The organism is Aeromonas sp. QDB17 (assembly GCF_027705305.1).
GTDB classification, from domain to species: domain Bacteria; phylum Pseudomonadota; class Gammaproteobacteria; order Enterobacterales; family Aeromonadaceae; genus Aeromonas; species Aeromonas caviae.
Window position 1 is genome coordinate 46,159 of the sequence record NZ_JAPDBP010000014.1, and the last position, 19,099, is coordinate 65,257.

20 protein-coding genes are annotated in these 19,099 nt (G+C 62.6%); 3 read left to right on the forward strand and 17 right to left on the reverse strand.

Features of this window, described 5'->3' with window-relative positions; translation table 11 throughout:
- Positions 1 to 81 precede the first annotated feature (81 nt).
- The 6 genes from OKC41_RS12950 to OKC41_RS12975 form a co-directional block, all read right to left on the reverse strand.
- Positions 82 to 672: a tetratricopeptide repeat protein gene (locus OKC41_RS12950; RefSeq protein ID WP_201895073.1), complete on the reverse strand. Its 591-nt coding sequence runs from the start codon at positions 670 to 672 to the stop codon at positions 82 to 84.
- A 379-nt stretch (positions 673 to 1,051) separates the two neighbouring features.
- Entirely contained in the window at positions 1,052 to 1,987 is a 936-nt protein-coding gene (gene mdh, locus OKC41_RS12955; protein WP_010673076.1) for a malate dehydrogenase, read from the reverse strand.
- A 242-nt stretch (positions 1,988 to 2,229) separates the two neighbouring features.
- On the reverse strand, positions 2,230 to 2,892 hold the full coding sequence (artM, locus tag OKC41_RS12960) for an arginine ABC transporter permease ArtM (RefSeq protein ID WP_010673075.1): 663 nt from the start codon (positions 2,890 to 2,892) through the stop codon (positions 2,230 to 2,232).
- A 2-nt stretch (positions 2,893 to 2,894) separates the two neighbouring features.
- Positions 2,895 to 3,545 (reverse strand): arginine ABC transporter permease ArtQ, encoded by a 651-nt coding sequence (artQ, locus tag OKC41_RS12965; protein ID WP_042014905.1) that lies wholly within the window; start codon positions 3,543 to 3,545, stop codon positions 2,895 to 2,897.
- 3 nt (positions 3,546 to 3,548) lie between these two features.
- Complete coding sequence (locus OKC41_RS12970; RefSeq protein WP_010673073.1) at positions 3,549 to 4,286, reverse strand: arginine ABC transporter substrate-binding protein; 738 nt, start codon at positions 4,284 to 4,286, stop codon at positions 3,549 to 3,551.
- 24 nt (positions 4,287 to 4,310) lie between these two features.
- Positions 4,311 to 5,051: an ATP-binding cassette domain-containing protein gene (locus OKC41_RS12975; RefSeq protein ID WP_041214472.1), complete on the reverse strand. Its 741-nt coding sequence runs from the start codon at positions 5,049 to 5,051 to the stop codon at positions 4,311 to 4,313.
- A gap of 200 nt (positions 5,052 to 5,251) precedes the next feature.
- On the opposite strand from OKC41_RS12975, the gene argR reads away from it, so the two are divergent.
- The gene (gene argR / locus OKC41_RS12980) at positions 5,252 to 5,722 is read left to right on the forward strand and encodes a transcriptional regulator ArgR (protein ID WP_005308670.1); all 471 of its coding nucleotides are present in this window, start codon (positions 5,252 to 5,254) and stop codon (positions 5,720 to 5,722) included.
- A 79-nt stretch (positions 5,723 to 5,801) separates the two neighbouring features.
- On the opposite strand, the gene OKC41_RS12985 is transcribed toward argR, so the two are convergent.
- From OKC41_RS12985 to glnK, 5 genes are all read right to left on the reverse strand, one after another.
- Positions 5,802 to 6,707, reverse strand: a complete 906-nt coding sequence (locus OKC41_RS12985; RefSeq protein WP_270672068.1) for a Dyp-type peroxidase — start codon at positions 6,705 to 6,707, stop codon at positions 5,802 to 5,804.
- Between the two features lie 89 nt (positions 6,708 to 6,796).
- Entirely contained in the window at positions 6,797 to 7,831 is a 1,035-nt protein-coding gene (locus OKC41_RS12990) for an ABC transporter ATP-binding protein (RefSeq protein ID WP_270672069.1), read from the reverse strand.
- A gap of 40 nt (positions 7,832 to 7,871) precedes the next feature.
- Positions 7,872 to 9,497 (reverse strand): iron ABC transporter permease, encoded by a 1,626-nt coding sequence (locus OKC41_RS12995; RefSeq protein ID WP_201895048.1) that lies wholly within the window; start codon positions 9,495 to 9,497, stop codon positions 7,872 to 7,874.
- A gap of 39 nt (positions 9,498 to 9,536) precedes the next feature.
- On the reverse strand, positions 9,537 to 10,544 hold the full coding sequence (locus OKC41_RS13000; RefSeq protein ID WP_039039971.1) for a Fe(3+) ABC transporter substrate-binding protein: 1,008 nt from the start codon (positions 10,542 to 10,544) through the stop codon (positions 9,537 to 9,539).
- A gap of 228 nt (positions 10,545 to 10,772) precedes the next feature.
- Positions 10,773 to 11,111, reverse strand: coding sequence for a P-II family nitrogen regulator (gene glnK, locus OKC41_RS13005; RefSeq protein WP_005332325.1), 339 nt, complete (start codon positions 11,109 to 11,111; stop codon positions 10,773 to 10,775).
- A gap of 201 nt (positions 11,112 to 11,312) precedes the next feature.
- Between glnK and arfB the strand changes: the two genes are divergently transcribed.
- Both arfB and OKC41_RS13015 read left to right on the forward strand, forming a co-directional pair.
- Positions 11,313 to 11,729, forward strand: a complete 417-nt coding sequence (gene arfB, locus OKC41_RS13010; protein WP_010673067.1) for an alternative ribosome rescue aminoacyl-tRNA hydrolase ArfB — start codon at positions 11,313 to 11,315, stop codon at positions 11,727 to 11,729.
- Between the two features lie 26 nt (positions 11,730 to 11,755).
- Complete coding sequence (locus OKC41_RS13015; protein WP_041215824.1) at positions 11,756 to 12,250, forward strand: methylated-DNA--[protein]-cysteine S-methyltransferase; 495 nt, start codon at positions 11,756 to 11,758, stop codon at positions 12,248 to 12,250.
- Positions 12,251 to 12,851: 601 nt separating this feature from the next.
- Here OKC41_RS13015 and OKC41_RS13020 read toward each other — a convergent pair.
- The 6 genes from OKC41_RS13020 to OKC41_RS13045 form a co-directional block, all read right to left on the reverse strand.
- Positions 12,852 to 14,048, reverse strand: a complete 1,197-nt coding sequence (locus OKC41_RS13020; RefSeq protein ID WP_039039970.1) for a NupC/NupG family nucleoside CNT transporter — start codon at positions 14,046 to 14,048, stop codon at positions 12,852 to 12,854.
- Between the two features lie 183 nt (positions 14,049 to 14,231).
- Positions 14,232 to 15,167, reverse strand: coding sequence for a LysR family transcriptional regulator (locus OKC41_RS13025; RefSeq protein ID WP_039039969.1), 936 nt, complete (start codon positions 15,165 to 15,167; stop codon positions 14,232 to 14,234).
- An 82-nt stretch (positions 15,168 to 15,249) separates the two neighbouring features.
- Positions 15,250 to 15,786, reverse strand: a complete 537-nt coding sequence (locus tag OKC41_RS13030; RefSeq protein WP_010673063.1) for a glutathione peroxidase — start codon at positions 15,784 to 15,786, stop codon at positions 15,250 to 15,252.
- Positions 15,787 to 15,845: 59 nt separating this feature from the next.
- On the reverse strand, positions 15,846 to 16,409 hold the full coding sequence (locus tag OKC41_RS13035; protein ID WP_201895050.1) for an NnrU family protein: 564 nt from the start codon (positions 16,407 to 16,409) through the stop codon (positions 15,846 to 15,848).
- A 261-nt stretch (positions 16,410 to 16,670) separates the two neighbouring features.
- Positions 16,671 to 17,804: a glycerate kinase gene (locus OKC41_RS13040; RefSeq protein ID WP_270672070.1), complete on the reverse strand. Its 1,134-nt coding sequence runs from the start codon at positions 17,802 to 17,804 to the stop codon at positions 16,671 to 16,673.
- Positions 17,805 to 17,813: 9 nt separating this feature from the next.
- Positions 17,814 to 19,076 (reverse strand): GntP family permease, encoded by a 1,263-nt coding sequence (locus OKC41_RS13045; RefSeq protein ID WP_201895052.1) that lies wholly within the window; start codon positions 19,074 to 19,076, stop codon positions 17,814 to 17,816.
- Positions 19,077 to 19,099: the final 23 nt, after the last annotated feature.

Sequence of the window (19,099 nt, forward strand, 5' to 3'; positions counted from 1 at the left end):
CCCTCCCCTGACCGGGAAAATGCACAAGGCCCACAAGCACAGCTTCGTGGGCCTTGTCATATCAAAGCGGACTATCAGGACTCAGTGCATCGCCTTGGCACGGGCGATGGCATTGGCGGGCATCCGGTTGCCGAGCCGGCTGAGCAGGCTCGCCGCCTTCTGGTGCATGGCCTTGTCACCGATGACGGCGCCGTGCAGCCAGTGATACGCCTCCTCGTAATCCAGCGGACTCCCCATGCCCTGCAGCAACATCTCCACCCACTCCATCTGTGCCCGTAAGAAGCCGAGGCTCGCGGCTTCCCGCATCAGGGTCTCGGCCCGCACCAGATCCTTCTGAACCAGGATCCCCTTCCAGTAATAGCGGCCAAGCTGTTCCAGCGCCGGCGCCAGCCCCTGGTTGGCGGCCTCCCACATGTACTGCACTCCGATCTGGGCGTCCGGCTTGGTGCAAACCCCCCACGCCAGCATGTCTCCCCAGAGGAACTGATAGGCAGGGATCTTCATCACCGAGGCCCGCGCCTCGATATCCTGGGTGAGCTGGCACCTGTCCTGCTTCACCCGGGCCAGATGGCGCCCCTGCTCTATCCAGTTGAGCAGTTCGTCCTGGCGATAGAGCGGCACGGCCTGCAACTCTCCCGTAGCAGCGGATGCCTGCGTCGTCGCCCTGGGCAGCGGCGCAGCTGCCGGTGCGGACGGTACAGGTATGGATGCGGATGGCGCCTGGGCTGGCGCTGCTGACACAGGGAGGGATGGCGTGGTGACAGAAGAGGCTGGCGTCAGGGCTGGCTGGGCCGATGATGAGGCCGGTGACAAGGGTACAGACGCCGCGGATGGCGGCGCGGCGGCCGAGGTGGACTCCGCCCCCTGCAAGGGGAAGCTGCACACACCGATAATGGCGATGAGGGTTCTTGGTTTCATCATAGGGATCTCCTGCTGCCTTCTGTTATCGGCAGCCAGGGCCATCTCCTTAGCCCGCCACATTAGCCCGCCACACCCAACCCCGAAAATGACAAAGGGGAGCCTGGGCTCCCCTTGCGGTCGACGTAGAGACTTACTTGACGAAGTCGACGCCCAGCTGGATGTCGGCCTTCAGGGTGGCCAGCATGCTGTCCATCGCTTCCTGCTCGAAGGCGCTCAGCTTGCCGTAGTCCAGCACGGTTTCGACACCGTTCTTGCCGAGCAGCACCGGCTGCGCGAAGAAGGTGGCGTGCTCACCGTTGCCTTCCACATAGGCACACTCGATGACGTTGGCTTCCCCTTGCAGACCCTTGATGAGCGACAGACCGAAACGGCAGGCTGCCTGACCCATGGAGAGAGTGGCGGAACCGCCACCGGCCTTGGCTTCCACCACTTCGGTACCGGCATTCTGAATGCGCTTGGTCATGGCAGCCACTTCCTCAGCGGTGAAGCTGGCGCCTTCAACCTGGGAGAGCAGCGGCAGAATGGTCACGCCACTGTGACCGCCGATAACGTTGACACGTACCTTGTCAACGTTCAGGCCTTTGGCTTCGGCCACGAAGGTCTCGCCACGGATCACATCCAGGGTGGTCACGCCGAACAGGCGACGCTTGTCATAGACACCGGCTTTCTTCAGCACTTCGGCGGCGATGGCGACCGTGGTGTTGACCGGGTTGGTGATGATGCCGATCAGTGCTTTCGGGCAGGAAGCGGCGCACTTTTCCACCAGGTTCTTGACGATACCGGCGTTGATGTTGAACAGGTCGGAACGGTCCATACCAGGCTTGCGCGCCACGCCGGCAGAGATCAGCACGACATCGGCGCCGACCAGAGCCGGGCTCGGATCTTCACCGCAGAAACCTTTTACTTTCACGTCAGTCGGGATGTGGCTCAGGTCCGCCGCCACGCCCGGAGTGACCGGGGCAATGTCATACAGGCTCAGTTCGGAACCGGCAGGCAGGCGGTTTTTCAACAGCAGAGCGAGGGCTTGGCCGATGCCACCGGCGGCACCCAGAACGGCAACTTTCATGATCAACTCCATGTCTAAGCGTAGGTTTAAGGTTGTTTCTAGTTGGGTTAACGCTGATTCTTATTGTGCGCCTCACCTTAAAGGATCCCCTCCTAAAAAACAATCTGATAACAGTTGTAATCACGGGTTCTGTGAGCCAGGGAACAAGCGGCGATGAAAGCGGAGAGGAATATGCGATAAATGGGAGGAAAGACACAGATTTCCTGTGCTCCCCTCACCATTAAGAGGTAAATGTGACTGCTTCAGGACTGGAAAGCCAGTGCCCGACGCTCACACCAGCGGAAACCAATTGTTAACAATCCATTCATGGTCAGATAGAGCGCTCCGGCCACGGTGAACACCGCCAGGGTGTCATAGGTCTGGGCATTGAGACGCTGGGCCAGCCCCATGATGTCCATGATGGTGATGGTACTGGCGAGCGAACTCCCCTTGAGCACCAGGATCACCTCGTTGGAATAGGCGGGGACCAGCCGACGGGCGGCATGGCGGGTCTTCATCCACAGGGTCTGTCCGGCCGAGAAGCCGAGCGCACGGCAGGCCTCCACTTCACCGGCGGGGATGGCGTCGAGCGCCCCCTTGAACAACCGGGTGGAGTAGGCTGCTGTATTGAAACCGAGCGCCAGCACGGCGCAGAACCAGGGTTGCTTGAGCAGCGGCCAGAGCGGCCCCGCCTTGAGCCATTCAAACTGGCCAGGCCCGTAGTAAATGAGAAAGATCTGGATGAGCAGCGGCGTACCGGTAAAGACCAGTACCCAGAGCTGCACCAGCTGGGTCGCCACCGGAATGCGGCGCTCCAGCACCCAGGTCATGCCGGCCGCCATCAGCACGCCCAGCAGCAAGCTGAATGCGGTGAGCTGCAAGGTGATCGCCAGCCCTCCCAGCAGGGTCATCAGGTAATCCTGCATGGTCAGCCTCCGTAACGGCGGGTATAGCGGGACGCCTGCTTCAAACCGAATTCACTCACCAGACTAATAGCCAGATAGATGAGGGCGGCAGCGGCGTACCAGGTGAAGGGTTGATAGGTGCTGGCCGAAGCCATCTGTGCCTGACGCATCATCTCGTTCACCCCGATGAGGGAGACCAGAGCGGTGTCTTTCAGCAGCACCAGCCACTGGTTGCCGAGCCCGGGCAGGGCGTGACGCCAGGCCTGGGGCAGCACGATGCGAAAGAAGGTGTGCCCCTTGCCCAGGCCGAGCGCCTGCGCCGCCAGCCGCTGCCCAGGGGGCACCGCATTGAGGGCGGCACGCAGGGTCTGGGTGGCGTAGCTCGCAAACAGCAGGGAGAGCGCCAGCACACCGCAGGCGAACGGGCTGAACTCCACATACTCCCCGGTGATGAGGAACAGCACCTGGGTCGAGCCGAAGTAGATGAAGAGCACCACCAGCAACTCGGGCAGACCACGGATCAAGGTGGTCAGGGTGGCCACGGGCCACACCAACGCACGCTGCTTGCTCAACTCAGCCGCACTGAATGCCAGTGCCAGCACCATGCCACCGACCAGGGATGCCAGGGCCAGCCCGAGGGTCATCCAGGCTGCATCCAACAACAGGCTCAACATGGCTTACTGCGCGAAGTACTTGTCATAGATCTTCTGATAGGTGCCGTTGGCCTTGATCTCGGCCAGCCCCTTGTTCAGCTGGGTCAGCAGCTCCTGGTTGCCCTTGGCCACAGCGATGCCAAAACCGGTACCGAAGTACTTGGCGTCGGTCACCGGGGTACCGACCACGGCGTATTCCTTGTGCTGCTTGAGCCAGTCCGCGGCCACCGCCGTATCGGCAAACACGCCGTCAGTGCGGCCATTCATCATGTCCAGGAAGGCGCTCTGGTAGCTGGCGTAGGGCACGGTCAGCAGACCCTTGCTCACCCAGTTGTCCACCAGATAGGACTGGTGAGAAGTGCCGTTCTGCACGCCGACTGTCTTGTCCACCAGATCGTCCGGCCCCTTGAAGGTCTCTTTCTTGGCGACGAACACCGCGGAGTTCTCGTAATAGATGTCGGAGAAGTCGACCTGGGCAGCCCGCTCCGGGGTCACGTCCATGGCGGCGATGACGGCGTCATAGCGACGGAACTTGAGGCTGGGGATCAGGCTGTCGAAGGCCTGGTTGTGGAAGCTGCACTCCAGCTTGGCCTGCTCGCAGACCGCGCGGGCCAGATCGATGTCAAACCCCTGGAACTCGTTCTTGTCATCCAGGTATTCGAACGGCGCATAGGTTGCCTCGGTGGCGAACTTGATCTCTTTGGCCAGCACAGAAGTGCTCAGCAGACCCATGGCGGCGATCAGCAACAGACTCTTTTTCATGACAGCTTCCTTATCGACTCAATATCAATGCATCAAGAATTCGGCAAACCGGCTGGTTTGCGGGGACTGGAAGATGGCGGCGGTGCCGGATTCGATGATCCGCCCCTTCTCCAGATAGATCACCTGACTGGCCACCTTGCGGGCGAACTCCACCTCGTGGGTCACCACCACCTGGGTGATGCCGGTCTGGCTCAGGGTGCGGATGATCTCCGCCACCTCTTTGGTAATTTCGGGATCCAGGGCAGCCGTCGGTTCGTCAAACAGCAGCACCTGGGGATCCATCATCAGGGTCCGGGCAATGGCGACCCGCTGCTGCTGACCACCGGAAAGCCGTGCGGGCCAAGCGTCCCGTTTGTCGGCCAGTTGCAGCTGGGCCAGCAGATAGGCCCCTTTCTCGATGGCCGCCTCGCGGCTCATGCCGAGCACCTTGACGGGCGCTTCAATCAGATTCTCCATCACGGTGAGGTGCGGCCACAGATTGTACTGCTGGAACACCATGCCCACCTTGCGGCGCAGCGCCTGTGCCTGACGGTTGAATTCGGCAGTAGAGAGGCTGGACGGGAAAGAAAATTCACTGTCTGCGATGCGCAACACACCGGCATCCGGCGTGTCCAGCAAGTTCATCATGCGCAGCAGAGAGCTCTTGCCTGCCCCGCTCGGGCCCAGCAATACCAAGGTCTCGCCGGGAGCAGTCCGAAAGCTCACCTGCTGCAGTACCGGCACCTTGTGCCAGGATTTTTCGATGCCGATTAATTCGATACCCATACAGCCCAATTGAATAAGTTTTCAAAATTTCGTCCTGATTCTAGCGCCAGCATAAGTTGATGCAAGCTATATTTGAATCAATATGCAGAACAAGCGCCGCTTCCTTGCCAAAACAGGCATATGAATGCAAAATAGCAGCGCTGTTCGTATCTGCCGCCTGAGCGTGACAGGCGGTCACTCCCCTCATTCGTGAGTCCAAGATGAAACATAACGACAAGCAAGAAAAACTGGCCAAGGCCTTTAAAGCCTTGCTGAAAGAGGAGCGTTTCGGCTCCCAGGCAGAGATAGTGACTGCCCTGCAAGAGATGGGCTTCGAGAACATCAACCAGTCCAAGGTCTCGCGCATGCTGAGTCGCTTCGGCGCCGTTCGCACCCGCAATGCCAAGATGGAGATGGTCTACTGTCTGCCGGTGGAACTGGGCGTGCCCACCACCTCCAGCCCCCTCAAGAACCTGGTGCTGGATGTCGACCACAACGGCGCTCTGGTGGTGATCCACACCAGCCCCGGCGCAGCCCAGCTGATCGCCCGCCTGCTTGACTCCCTCGGCAAGGCCGAAGGGATCCTCGGCACCATCGCCGGTGATGACACCATCTTCATCACCCCGACCAGCGATACCGACATCGAGGAGCTCTACCTCTCCGCCCTCGAGCTGTTCGAGCAGACGCCCTGATCCGGTCGCCTTGGGCGATCCGCACAAAAATCCCGGCCTTGGCCGGGATTTTTTGTTTTGAGCGGTCGGCAGGCCGGATTTATTTGCCCTCGGCCACCAGAAAATCGACGGAAGGGGCGAAGAAGGCCGCGCCGGTCACCGCCCGGGTGAAGCGCAGCAGGTGGTCGAAGTGGCTGCCTTCCCCTTTGTACATGCTGGCCAGCATGGCGTTGAAGTGCAGCGGCGTGCGGCAGCAGGAGATGAAGTAGAGCCCCTGCTCGCTCATGGTGCCCCAGGGCATGCTCTGGCGCAGGATCTCCATGGACTCCCCCTTCGGGGTCTTGAGGTTGACCCGCTTGATGTGGGAAGTGAGCGGCTTGTCGGCGGACTCGTATTCGATGTTGTCGACCTTGGTGCGGCCTATGATGTCTTCCTGCTCCTTCAGGGCCAGCTTCTCCCAGTCGCTCATGGCGTGGACCCAGCGCTGCACGTGGATGTAGGAGCCACCGGCGAACTCGCCGCCGTCCAGCAATGCCACCTCGGCGCGGTGCTCATCCTGCGGGTTCTCGGTGCCGTCGACGAAACCGGTCAGATCCCGGCAATCCTGGTTGCGAAAACCGCGGACTTCCTCGGCCAATTCAACAAGCCCGGCCAGCAGGGCCATGACGCGATGACCGGCATGATGCAGCACGTCCACCCGATCGGCACGCAATTGTACGAAGAGATCGAACGGGGTATTGGGGGCCTCCTGACCGTTGGCGGATTGCGCCATGAAACCGCGGAACTGGGGCGGCCGGGCGGCAGGATAGAGATCATCCCAGGCGTCGGCCCCGACGGCGACCAGACCGCTGAAGGCCGCATCGGGGAAGTCGGCGCTCACCGCCTCCCAGAGTGCTGGCAGGTTGGCCAGGCGGGAGGTCAGGGCAGCGGCGTCACCGGTGCGATTGAACATCAGATAGAGGGCGTGCAGATTCGGCTCTGCGCAGATCCCGGCTTGGGCTTTCATGTCTCTCTCCAAGTGCGTTGGCTATGGGCGTGGCGCGATTATAAACCAGCGCGCTTCCAGTTCATTGATTTCACGACAATACCACGCACTCAGGGCAAGGGGTCAAACAACACCAGGGCATGAGGCGCCACGGTCACCCGCGCGCGCTCCCCTTCCAGGGGCTCACCGATGCTGGCTTCCAGTTGCTGGCCGCCACACTCCACCAGTACCCGGCAGTGATGGCCCAGGAACTGTTGCTCACGCACCCGGAGCTCACCGTCATCCGCCACCGTCAGCGCCAGCTGCTGGGGTCTGAGCATGAGCTGCAACCGCTCCCCCACCGCGCGGCCATGGGGCTCCTGACCGCAGATGGTTCCAAGGAGGGTCTGCACGCAGTGGCTGTCCACCACCTCGGCCGCCAGATAATTGACCCCGCCGAGAAACTCCGCCACGAAGCGGTTCCCGGGGCGGCGATAGAGCTGCTCCGGCTCCCCCACCTGCTCGATGCGACCGGCGCGAAACAGGGCCAGCCGGTCGGCGAAGGCGAAGGCCTCTTCCTTGCTGTGGCTGACGAAGATGGCACCAATGCCCTGCTGTTTGAGCAGCGCGCGGATCTCGAGGATCAGTTTCATTCGCACCTGGGTGTCGATGTTGGAGAAGGGCTCGTCCAGCAGCATCAGGCGCGGCTTGCACACCAGGGCGCGGGCGATGGCCACCCGCTGCTGCTGGCCGCCGGAGAGCTGGTGGGGATAGCGCTCCCCCAGCCCCTGCAGGTTGACCAGCGCCAGCGCCTCTTGCACCTGCTGCTGGCGGCTGCCGCGATCCTGCCCCGTCAGGCCGAAGCCGACGTTCTCGGCCACCGTCAGGTGAGGAAAGAGAGCGTAATCCTGGAAGATCATGCCGATATGGCGGGCCTCCGGCGGCACACTCACGCCGGGGGCATCGAGCAGGGTCTCTCCCAGCCGGATCTCCCCCTGGGCCAGGGGCAGCAGACCGGCCACCGCCTTGAGCAGCGTGGTCTTGCCACAGCCGCTGGCCCCCAGCAGACAGACGATCTCGTTGTCGGCCACCTGCAGGGAGAGCTGCTCCAGCACGGGGCGGCCATTGTAGTGACAGCTGACCTTCTCGATATTCAGGCAGGACAAGGTTCTTTTCCTCTCGCGTAGTGATGCCGGACGGGGCCGCTCAATGGCCTGGACCATCCAGGGTACGGTTGATCCACAGCAGGGGAATCAGCCCCACCAGCACGATGACGATGGCACCGAGCGCCCCCCGCTCCAGCATCTCGTCCGAGACGAACTGATAGACGTGGGTCGCCAGGGTTTCGAAGTTGAACGGCCGCAGCAGCAGGGCGGCGGGCAGCTCCTTCATGGATTCGATGAACACCAGCATGGCGCCGGCAAAGAGGCCGCGGCGTACCAGCGGCAGGTGAATGCGACGCAGCATGCCGCCCGCCCCCTGCCCCAGAGAGCGGGCAGCCATGTCGAGGCTGGGGGAGATCTTGCTCATGCTGCTCTCCACCGACCCGATGGCGATGGCCACGAAGCGCACCAGATAGCCGAACACGATGGCGGTGAGGGTGCCGGTCAGGAGCAGACCGGGGCCCGGCATCCCGAGCCACTCGGCCAGATCGTTGATGCCAAAATCCAGGGCCGTGAGCGGCACCAGCACGCCGATGGCCAGCACGGTCCCCGGCATGGCATAGCCCATGGCGGCGAAGCGCAGGGGCAGCAGGCTGCGAGTCCCCCCATCGAGACGACGGAAGAAGCCGAGCAGCAGGGCAATGGCCATGGCCAGCAGGGCGGTCAGGGCCGAGATGGCGAGGCTGTTGCCCGCAAAGCGCACGAATTCGGGCGTCCACGACAGCGCGAAGTAACGCCCCCCGTAATCGAGCAGGATGACGAACGGCAGGGCGAACCCCGCCAGCACCAGGCCCCAGCACCAGAGCCCGGCCAGCACGCCCCTCAGGCCACCGAGGGGGTAACGCAGGGGCTGCTCGAAGCCCATGGACTTCTGGAACACCTGCTGGCGCTGGCGGGAGCGGCGCTCCAGCGCGATGAGCAGCACCACCGCCAGCAGCATCAGACAGGAGAGCTTGGCGGCGGTCGCCAGGCTGCCGTAGCCGAGCCAGGTGTCGTAGATGGCAGTGGTCAGGGTGTTGATGGCAAAGAAGTGGACGGTGGCAAAGTCCGCCAGCGTTTCCATCGCGACCAGAGATGCCCCCACCATGATGGCCGGGCGGGCCAGGGGGAGGCTCAGGCGGCGAAAGCTCTGCCAGGGGGTGCAGCCGAGCAGACGGCTGGAGTGAATGAGGCTGACCGACTGCTCCAGGAAGGAGGCCCGTGCCAGCAGATAGACATAGGGGAAGAGCACCAGCGCCAGCACCCAGGCGGCGCCACCGAGGGAGCGAATGGCCGGGAACCAGTAGTCGGCCGGACCCTGCCAGCCAAACAGGGCACGCAGCCCCGCCTGCAGCGGGCCCGAGTAGTCGAGCAGGTCGGTATAGACGTAGGCCACGATATAGGAGGGCATCGCCATGGGCAGCATCAGCGCCCATTGCAGGGCGCGGCGCCCCGGCACCTCGCACATGGCCACCAGCCAGGCGGTGGGCACCCCGAACAGCAGGCTGAGGCAGACCACCCCCAGCACCAGGCCGGACGTGTTTCGCAGATAGTCGGGCAGTACGGTATCGGCGAGGTGGGCAAACAGTTCCCCATCAGCCGAGAAGGCGGAGAAGACCAGGGCGAGTACCGGCAAACCCAGCAGCAGGGCGGTGACCCAGCTGCCGGCAATCCATCCAAAATGTTTCATGAGTCCACAGAAGTTGATGGGGCCGTTGGCCCCATCTGATTACAAGTCGAATTTCACTTCATCCAGCAGTTGCAAGGCGTCCTTGCGGTGCTTGGCATAATCGCTGACCGGCATGGGGTCAGACTTGAACGTGCCCCAGGACTTGACCATGGCAGAAGGCTCGACCCCCGCCTTGACCGGGTACTCGGCATTCACATCAGCATACATGTGCTGGGCGGTATCCCCGGAGAGGAACTCCATCAGCTTCTGTGCTGCGTCCTTGTTCTTGGCATACTTGGTCATGGCCACGCCGCTCACGTTGACGTGGGCACCGCGATCACCCTGGTTCGGGAAGTTGATTTCCACCGCGTCGGCCCAGGACTTCTGCGCCGGGTCCTTCAACATGGCACCCAGGTAGTAGCTGTTGCCCAGGGAGACATCACAGATGCCGTCCTTGATCGCCTTGACCTGATCACGGTCGTTGCCCTGGGGCTTGCGCGCCAGGTTGGCCTTGACCCCTTCCAGCCAGGTCTTGGTATCCGCCATGCCGTGATGGGCAATCATGGACGAAACCAGCGCCACATTGTACTCGTGCTTGCCGCTACGGGTACAAATTTTTCCTTTGAATTCAGGCTTGACCAGATCTTCGTAGCGGATGGTGTCGAGCTTGCCAAGACGCTCCTTGCTGGAGTAGATGGCACGCACCCGGGTGGTCAGGGCGAACCAGCGGTTGTCCGGATCGCGATAGATGGAGGGGATGTTCTCCTGCAGCGTCTTGCTGTCCACCGGCTGCACCAGGTCCTTGTCCACCAGCTCGGTCAGACGGCTGATGTCCACGGTCAGCATCAGATCGGCCGGAGAGAGCTTGCCTTCCCGTTCCAGACGCTCGTTCAGCCCCTCTTTGGCAAACACCACATTGACCTTGATCCCGGTCTCCTTCTCGAACTGCTGGATGATGGGCTTGATCAGCTCATCCTGACGGTTCGAATAGACGTTTACCTCCTGGGCGGCGAACGCCGACTGGGCGACAAGCGTGGAGAAAGCCAGTGCCAACATCTTCATTTTCATCATCCGTTCCTTGTCTGCGTAAAGAGTGATAACCATTTTCGTTTGCATTCTGCATGAATCGGGAGGAGAGGATCAAGGCGGTTTGCTGGGTTGGAACGATCTATTTAATCAGCGGCCAAACAAAAAGACCGGATGGAATCCCATCCGGTCTTTCGACGACCACCCATTCACACTGTCGGCAGAACCTGCTCGGACCTTTGCCCGACCCGGCCGGGCAAAGGGGCGTACTCAGAGCGCCTCGTCGTCGCTCTCACCAGTACGAATACGCACCGCTTGCAGCAGGTCATAGACGAAAATCTTGCCGTCACCGATCTTGCCGGTATAGGCCGCCTTGCAGATGGCCTCGATCACCCCTTCGACGTTCTCGTCTGCGGTAGCGATCTCCAGCTTCACCTTCGGCAGAAAGTCGACCTGGTACTCGGCCCCCCGGTATAATTCGGTGTGCCCCTTCTGGCGACCAAAACCCTTCACTTCGGAGACGGTCAGGCCTTCCACCCCCAGGTTGGCGATGGCCTCGCGCACGTCGTCCAACTTGAAAGGTTTGATAATCGCAGTAATCAGCTTCATCTGGTTGCTCCCAATCCATGGTATGTCACGAATGGGTCATCAATTCTTGTGCCAAGTATTTTTATCGTTTATTTTCATATAGATAGATATGACACTCTGAGCCGGAAAGGCTCAGGATCACCAAGGAAGCGCATCTCGCCCCATAATGAGGCACCAAGCTGCACCAGACTCCCTTGATGCACCAAATGAGAGCATCACCCCATGTTAGTCATCTCCAACAGCGTGATCATCCCCTGGCATGAACTGCAATTCCAGACCATGCGGGCCCAGGGCAATGGCGGCCAGCACGTCAACAAGACCGACTCCGCCGTCTGGCTGCGCTTCGATTATCGCGACTCCCCCAGCCTGCCGCCGCTCTACAAGGAGGGACTGGAGCGGCTCAGCGACAGCCGGGTTCACGACGGCTTCATCCAGATCAGGGTCGAGACCCATCGCAGCCAGGACATGAATCGCAAGGAGGCCATGAGCCGCCTGACCGAGCTGCTGAAAAAAGCCGCGTGGCGCCCCAAGGCCCGCCACGCCACCAAGCCGACCCGCAGCTCCCAACGCAAGCGGGTCGATGCCAAGAAACGCAAGGGAGAGATCAAATCCACCCGCGGCAAGCCCGTGCTGGAGTGACCTGCCACATGCCCGAGGACAAGAGAATGCAGTACAGCTTTTGTGAGTGCGCCAAGGGGCCCCTGCTCATCGCCATCGATGGGGCCGGGCTGCGCCACGTGGAATTCATGCAAGGGGAGCGCCCCGTCCTGCCGCAACCGGAGTGGCAGCGGGATGATGCCGCCCTGGCCCCCTTCGTCGAGCAGTTTGCCGCCTACTTTGCCGGCCGCCTGCGGCGCTTCGATCTCCCCCTAGCCGCCACGGGCACACCATTCCAGCAGGCCGTGTGGCAGGCGCTGTGCGACATCCCCTACGGCGAGACCGTCAGCTACCTCCAGATTGCAGAGGCCATCGGCAACCCCAGGGCGGTGCGGGCGGTGGGCGCCGCCAACGGCCGCAATCCCCTCAGCATCATAGTGCCCTGCCACAGGGTCATAGGGCGCAGCGGTGAACTGACCGGCTACGGGGGAGGCATCCCCATCAAGCGCTGGTTGCTGGCACTGGAGCAGGAGACCGCAGACCACTTCGCGCTGACCCCATGAAAGGGCGCGCCTCCCTGTCAAATGCGGGTTGCGGGTGCAGGCACCACAGACCACAGGCCACTCGCGCGGATCCTCTGACGAGCGGCATCTCCATCACATGCGAGTTGCTGGTCCCAACAGCATACCGCGTTGCACTGCTCATGACGGGCAACACCCCAATAACATGCTGGTTGCTTGCCATCTTGCAGCATGGTTACGTGATGCGCTGAGCCGGCACCGGGATAATATTCCGCCGGATCCGCCCCATGGCAGGAGCATGCCCACCGCCCCGATTCATCTTTCCTTTGAGCCGCATAACAAAATAAATCGCTGATTATTTATTTTATTTCAGCATCAAACATTTAAAAATCACATTTCAGCAGCATTTTGAAAATGAACACAGTATGAAGAATCGCCTCAGAAGCGCTTCAGAGAGCATCAGGCATCATGGCTTCACACTTGGATGGGACGGCTCATCCCTCATTCAGGTGGCACCCATGTGACGCTTCCAATCTGTCTTTTCCCCGCGCCTCCCCAGAGGCGCTTTTTTTTGCCTGCAAGCGGGTGCAAAAAAGCCCGCCGAAGCGGGCAATGACCGGAAGGTGCTGACTTCCAGGGTCTATCAGAGGGCGAGGAACAAGCCTGCCAGGGAGGCGCTCATCAGGTTTGCCAGCACCCCCGCCAGGATGGCGCGCATGCCGTAGCGGGCGATGAAGGACTTGCGCTCCGGCACCATGGCCCCCAGGCCGCCGATGAGGATCGCCATGGAAGAGATGTTGGCGAAACCGCACAGGGCGAAGGTGACGATGGCCTTGCTCGACTCGTTCAGGGTCTGATCCTGCACCAAGGCAATGAAGGCGACGAACTCGTTGATGACGATCTTGGTGCCGATCAGGGCACCAGCCGCCTGGGCCTGATCCCAGGGCACACCGATCAGCCAGGAGACGGGGGCGAACAGCCAGCCCAGGATGATCTGGAAGCTCAGATCCAGCCCCACCAGGTCGCCGGCCCAGCCCAGCAGGCCGTTGAGCAGGGCGATCACGCCGACGAAGGCCAGCAGGGTCGCCCCCACGGCGACGGCGATGTTGAGACCCGCCATGGCACCATCGGCGGCCGCTTCAATGACGTTGGTGGCGCGGGGGATCTCCACGTCTTCGTGGTGATCTTCCTCTTGCGCGGCGGGCGGCACCAGGATCTTGGCCATGGCAAGCCCGGCAGGGGCGGACATGAAGGCCGCCGCAATCAGGTATTTCAGCTCGACCCCGATGCTGGCGTAGCCCACCAGGGTGCCGCCAGCTACCGAGGCCAGCCCGCAGCTCATCACCGCAAAGAACTGGGAATCGGACATCCTGGAGAGATAGGGTTTGACCACCAGCGGCGCTTCCACCATGCCGACGAAGATGTTGGCGGTGGCAGAGAGGCTCTCGGCGCGGCCGGTGCCCAGCAATTTCTGCAGGCCGCCGCCGAGCAGGGCGATCACTTTGGGCATCAGGCCGATGTGATAGAGGATGGCGATCAGCGCGGAGAAGAAGATGATCACCGGCAGCACGTTGAAGGCGAAGATGAAACCGAGTTTGAACTTGGCCAGATCCCCGAACAGGAAGGCAATCCCCTCCTGGCCGTAGCCGATGACGCTGCTGACGCTCTCGCTGACACCGTTCAAGACCTGTTGACCGGCGGGCAGCCAGAGCACCAGGGCGGCGAAGAGCACTTGCAGGCAGAGAGCAAAGCCCACTGTTCGCAACGGGATACGACGACGATTATCAGAGCAGAGTGCGGCCAGGGCCAGGATGCTCAGGATACCAAGCAGGGCAATCATGGGGGATTCCATCCAGTGAGGCTGAAGATGGGCGCGGATTCTGCTCCCCTCCCCTCACCGCCGCAACCCCGCCGGGTTACAACCCTGTTAGCAAAAACGTTTGCACGATATCGGTTGCGCCAACTGACTGATTTGACACAACTTTGAAACCGCACTCACGCCAGTGTTCTTGTATGGAAACGATTATTCCTCGGTGCCGGACAATTTCCCCCCGAGCCAGGGTGCGAGTCGCTGCGCCCAGTAGGGCCCGGGTCCGAAGCTCTCCTTGAGGAAGTCGATGAACAGCCGGATCTTGGGATCCAGATGCTCTCGCCTGGCATAGACGGCGTGCACCGCCATCTTCTGGTTCGGTTGCCACTGGGGCAGCAGAGGGATGAGCTGACCAGATTGCAGCTCCTTGTCCAGCAGGTAGTTGGCCACATAGGCGATGCCGAGCCCGGCCAGGGCGGCGTCCCGCACCGCTTCCGCCAGATCCACCCGATAGTTGCCCGCCACCTGCACCGTCTGGCGCTCCTTGCCCTGGCGAAATGACCACTCGTGGTAGCGCCGCTCCCGGCTCTGGTAGGTGATGCAATTGTGATGGGCCAGATCCCTGGGGTGCAGTGGCGTGCCGTGACTCAGCAGATAATCCGGCGAGGCCACCAGCACGAAACCGATGTCTGCCAGTCGCTGCCCTACCAGGGACTCGGGTTTGTCCTCGTAGGTGGTGATCCAGAGATCCAGCCCCTCATCCACCAGATTGGTGCGGTGATCGAACAGGGACACCTCCAGCTCCAGATCCGGATAACGTGCCTGAAACGCCTTGAGGCGCGGGATCACGTGCAACCGCCCGAAGGATTGACCAACCCCCAGATGGAGCACGCCGCTCACCTTGCCACGGCGCTCCGCCACCATGGATTCCGCCTCCAGCGCCACCGCCACCAGAGCGCGGCAGTGGCGGGCATACTCCAGACCCAGTTCGGTGAGCCCGAAACGGCGGGTAGTGCGCTGTACCAGCTGGGCGCCGAGCGCGGTTTCCAGCAGGGCGAGCTGCTTGCTGATGTGGGATTTGGAGACCCCGAGGCGGCGCGCAGCCGCCGAGATGCCCTGTTCACGAACCAGGGCATCGAAGATCACCATTTGGGGAAGACGTTGCAGCACGGTGTCACCGGAGTGGATGGCGGGGCCGCATTATTCCAGAGCGGCCCGCCATGGGGTAGGGTCAGTGCCCCAAGGCATCGATGATCTGCTGTTTGAGAGGATCATCCGACGGATTCTGGTTGGCGCCATAGCTCGCAATCAGCTTGCCGTCCCGCCCGACCAGGTACTTGTGGAAGTTCCAGTTGGGCGCATCACCGTCGGCAGCCGCGGCCAGCCCCTTGAACAGCGGCACCGCATCCGAACCCCGCACCGCCACCCGGTTGAACATGGGGAAGGTCACCCCGTAGTCCCGGCGGCACACCTCGGCGGTTTTGTTCTCGTTGCCCGCCTCCTGCCAGAAATCGTTGGAGGGGAAGCCCAACACCATCAGTCCCTTCTCCTTGTAGCCCTGATAGAGGGCTTCCAGATCCCGGAACTGACCGCTGTAACCGCAGTAGGAGGCGGTGTTGACCACCAGCACCACCTTGCCCTCGGTCAACTGGCAGAGGTTGTGGCGCTGGGTGCTGTTGAGCTCCCGCATCTCCACGTTGAAGTAATCGGGGCAGGCGGCGGAGACCGCGCCCGAGCCGAGCATCAGCAGCAGGGTGAACCATTTCATCGACGTGACTCCCATTGTTTTGTCCATCATACGCAAGACCCCGGAATCTGGTTCAGGGATCAGTGCAGGGGGATCCCGGTCAGCCAGCCGTGTCCCCAGAAGATAAGCAGAGCCGTGAGGGCCAGCCCCGCCCCCAGACTGATCCCCGTCCCCTGCCAGGTGGCGGCGGCACGGGGGTGACGGCCCCACTCCCGCATCGAAATCCAGACGATGCTGATGAGTGCCCAGAGACCGAGCCCGCCAAACAGCACCAGGGAGCGCGCCTCGCTGTTTACCGCCAGATGGGCCCCCGACCAGAGCAGCACCCCGAGCAGCTGGGGGTGCACCAGCCAACGGCGGAAATGGTTGGCCCCCTGCCCCGCGCACAGCAGGACAAGGGCGATCGGCATGATCCCCATCACCAGGGTGGGCCCCCAGACAGGCAGAAAATAGAGGGGCATGGGGCTGGCACTGCGCCAGCCTGCGAGGATGCAGCCGATGGCGACGAACACCAGCAGCGAGAAGAGCCCCTTGTAGCGGTTCTCCCCCAGCCGATCCCGCAGACGGGCGCGGTGCTGTGCCGCGAAACAGGGGTAAAGATGGCTCAGGGTGAACAACACCACCCCCAGGGTCAGCAGGATCATGGCTCGCACCTCGCATATTGCCCCCCGGAATGGGAAGCCCTCCCTCAGGCGGGCCTTGTTTCTCGTGGCTCCCTCACTGTCGGGAGATCACTATGCCGCAAAGCCCCTTGTCAGAATACAAAAACCATATGAAAGACAGCAGGATAATAAAAAAAGCCGACCCAAGGATCGGCAAGTGCGTCAGAGGTGCCACGACGGGCCGCTCACTCTGCTGCACGGGGCAGGGTCAGGCCGATGCACCGCATCGGCCAGGAGAGAGGGTCATTTGCGCAGCAGGTAGAGAGCCGCCACGTTGCGGGCCGTGAGCTGCAGGTTGGTGGTGGCGGTGGCCAGCGCCTCCGGCAGCGACATGGCACGGTTGACCACGGCGAACACCGCATCCAGCCCGTGCTCGTGTACCACGCCGTAGTCGTCGGTCAGGCAGCCCGCAATGCCGATCACCGGCTTGCCGAACTGCTTGGCGCAGCGTGCGACACCGATTGGCGTCTTGCCGTGGATGGTCTGGCTATCGATGCGTCCCTCACCGGTGATGACCAGGTCCGCGTCGGCCACCGCCTCGGCCAGTTTCAGCGCCTCGATGACGATCTGGATGCCGGGTTTCAGTTCGGCGCCGAGCAGACCCACCAGGGCCGCGCCCATGCCACCGGCGGCGCCCGCCCCCGCAATCTCCTTCACCTGCTTGCCAAGCGCCTGCTCGATGCAGTCGGCGTAGTGGGCCAGGTTGGCGTCCAGCTCGGCCACCATCTCGGGAGTTGCCCCCTTCTGCGGACCGAACACGGCGGAGGCCCCTTTCGGCCCGCACAGCGGGTTGTCCACGTCGCAGGCCACTTCGATGGTGATCTTGGCGAGACGCGAATCCAGCCCCCTCAGGTCGATGGTGGCCAGCTCGGCCAGACCGGCGCCGCCCGGCGCGATGGGAGTGCCGTCGCGCTTGAGCAGCTTGCCACCAAGCGCCTGGATCATGCCGGCACCGCCGTCATTGGTGGCACTGCCGCCGATGCCGAGGATCAGATGCTTCACCCCCATGTCGAGGGCCGCCAGGATCAGCTCGCCGGTGCCGCTGCTCGAGGTGTGCAGCGGATTGCGCAGCTCAGGCGCCACCAGATGCAGGCCGGAGGCCGCCGCCATCTCGATGACCGCACGCTCGCCATCCCCCAGCAGACCGACGAAGCCCTGTACCTTGTTGCCAAGGGGAGCGGTCACATAGAAGGGCAGAATGCGGCCACCGGTGGCGTCCACCAGGGACTGCACCGTCCCCTCGCCGCCATCGGCCATCGGCAATTTGACGTAGGTGGCATACGGCAACACCTGCTTGAAGCCGGCCTCGATGGCATCGGCCACCGCCATGGCGCTGAGGCTCTCCTTGAATGAATCGGGGGCGATAACAATTTTCATATCAATTCCTTAGGCGAGGCCAAACACGCCAAACATCAGGGTGGAGACGGCGGCAATGGTCAGACCGACCGCGGTTTCGTAGGGGATGAGCTTGAGCCGCTCACCCACGCCCATGTGGACGCTGCCACCGGTGGCATGGAAGAAGGAGCCGTGGGGCATGTGGTCAAACACGGTAGCACCGGCGTGGATCATGGCGGCCCCCGCCAGGCTGCTGATGCCGAGCTCTATCAGGGTGGAGCTGAACACGTTGGAGGCCACCACGGTACCGGCGGTGGTCGAGGCGGTCGCCAGCGACATCAAGGCACCGGAGATGGGAGCCAGCAGGTAGGAGGGCAGGCCGGAGGCGGTCAGGCCGCTGATCAGCACATCCTTGAGACCGGAGTTGGCGATAATACCCGCCAGGGTACCGGTACCCAGCAGCATGATGGCCACCGGCGCCATGCGGGCAAGACCCGAGACCGCAAACTGGTTCACCTTGCTGAACTTGCCCATCATCAGGGCGCCGACCAGGCCGCCGAGGGGCAGTGCAATGAGCGGATCCACCACGATGCCGGCGATGGGGCGCAGGGCCAGCAGCAGGATGGCCACCAGCGGCGCGCTGATGGCGGCGGCAAAGCCCGGCAGCTTGCTGCCATTGAAGCTAACCACCTCGTCGGCGGCGACCTTGCTGCCCTTGTTGTTGAGGCGCCTGGCCAGCCAGTAGGCCATCACCAGCCCGAACAGGCCCGGGATGATGCCGGCCGCCATCACCGAGGTGAGCGGCAGGTGGAAGGCATCGGCTGCCGCGATGGCGTTGGGGTTGGGAGACATGACGTTGCCCGCCTTGCCGCCGCCGATCATCGCCAGCAGGATGGCCGCCTTGGAGAGGTCGGCACGGCGGGCGATGGCCAGCGCGATGGGGGCGACCGTGATGACGGCCACGTCCACGAACACGCCGACCGCGGTCAGGATCAGGGTCGCCAGCGCCAGTGCCAGCAGGGCGCGGGTCTCGCCCAGCTTCTTGACGATGGTCTCGGCGATGGTGGTGGCGGCACCCGATTCGATCAGCACGCCGGCCAGCACGCCCGCCGCCAGGATCCGCATTACCGCCGTGGTGATCCCCTGAGCGCCGCCGATCATCAGGGCGACGGTCTGGGTCAGATCGGCGCCGCCGATCAGGCCGCCGGCCAGGGCACCGACGATCATGCCGTAAGCGGGCGGCACCTTCTTCAGGATCAGGAAGATGGCGATGGAGAGCGCGGCGAGCGCGCCGAGCGCGGATACAGGGATCATGACGGGCACCTTGTTGTTGTAAT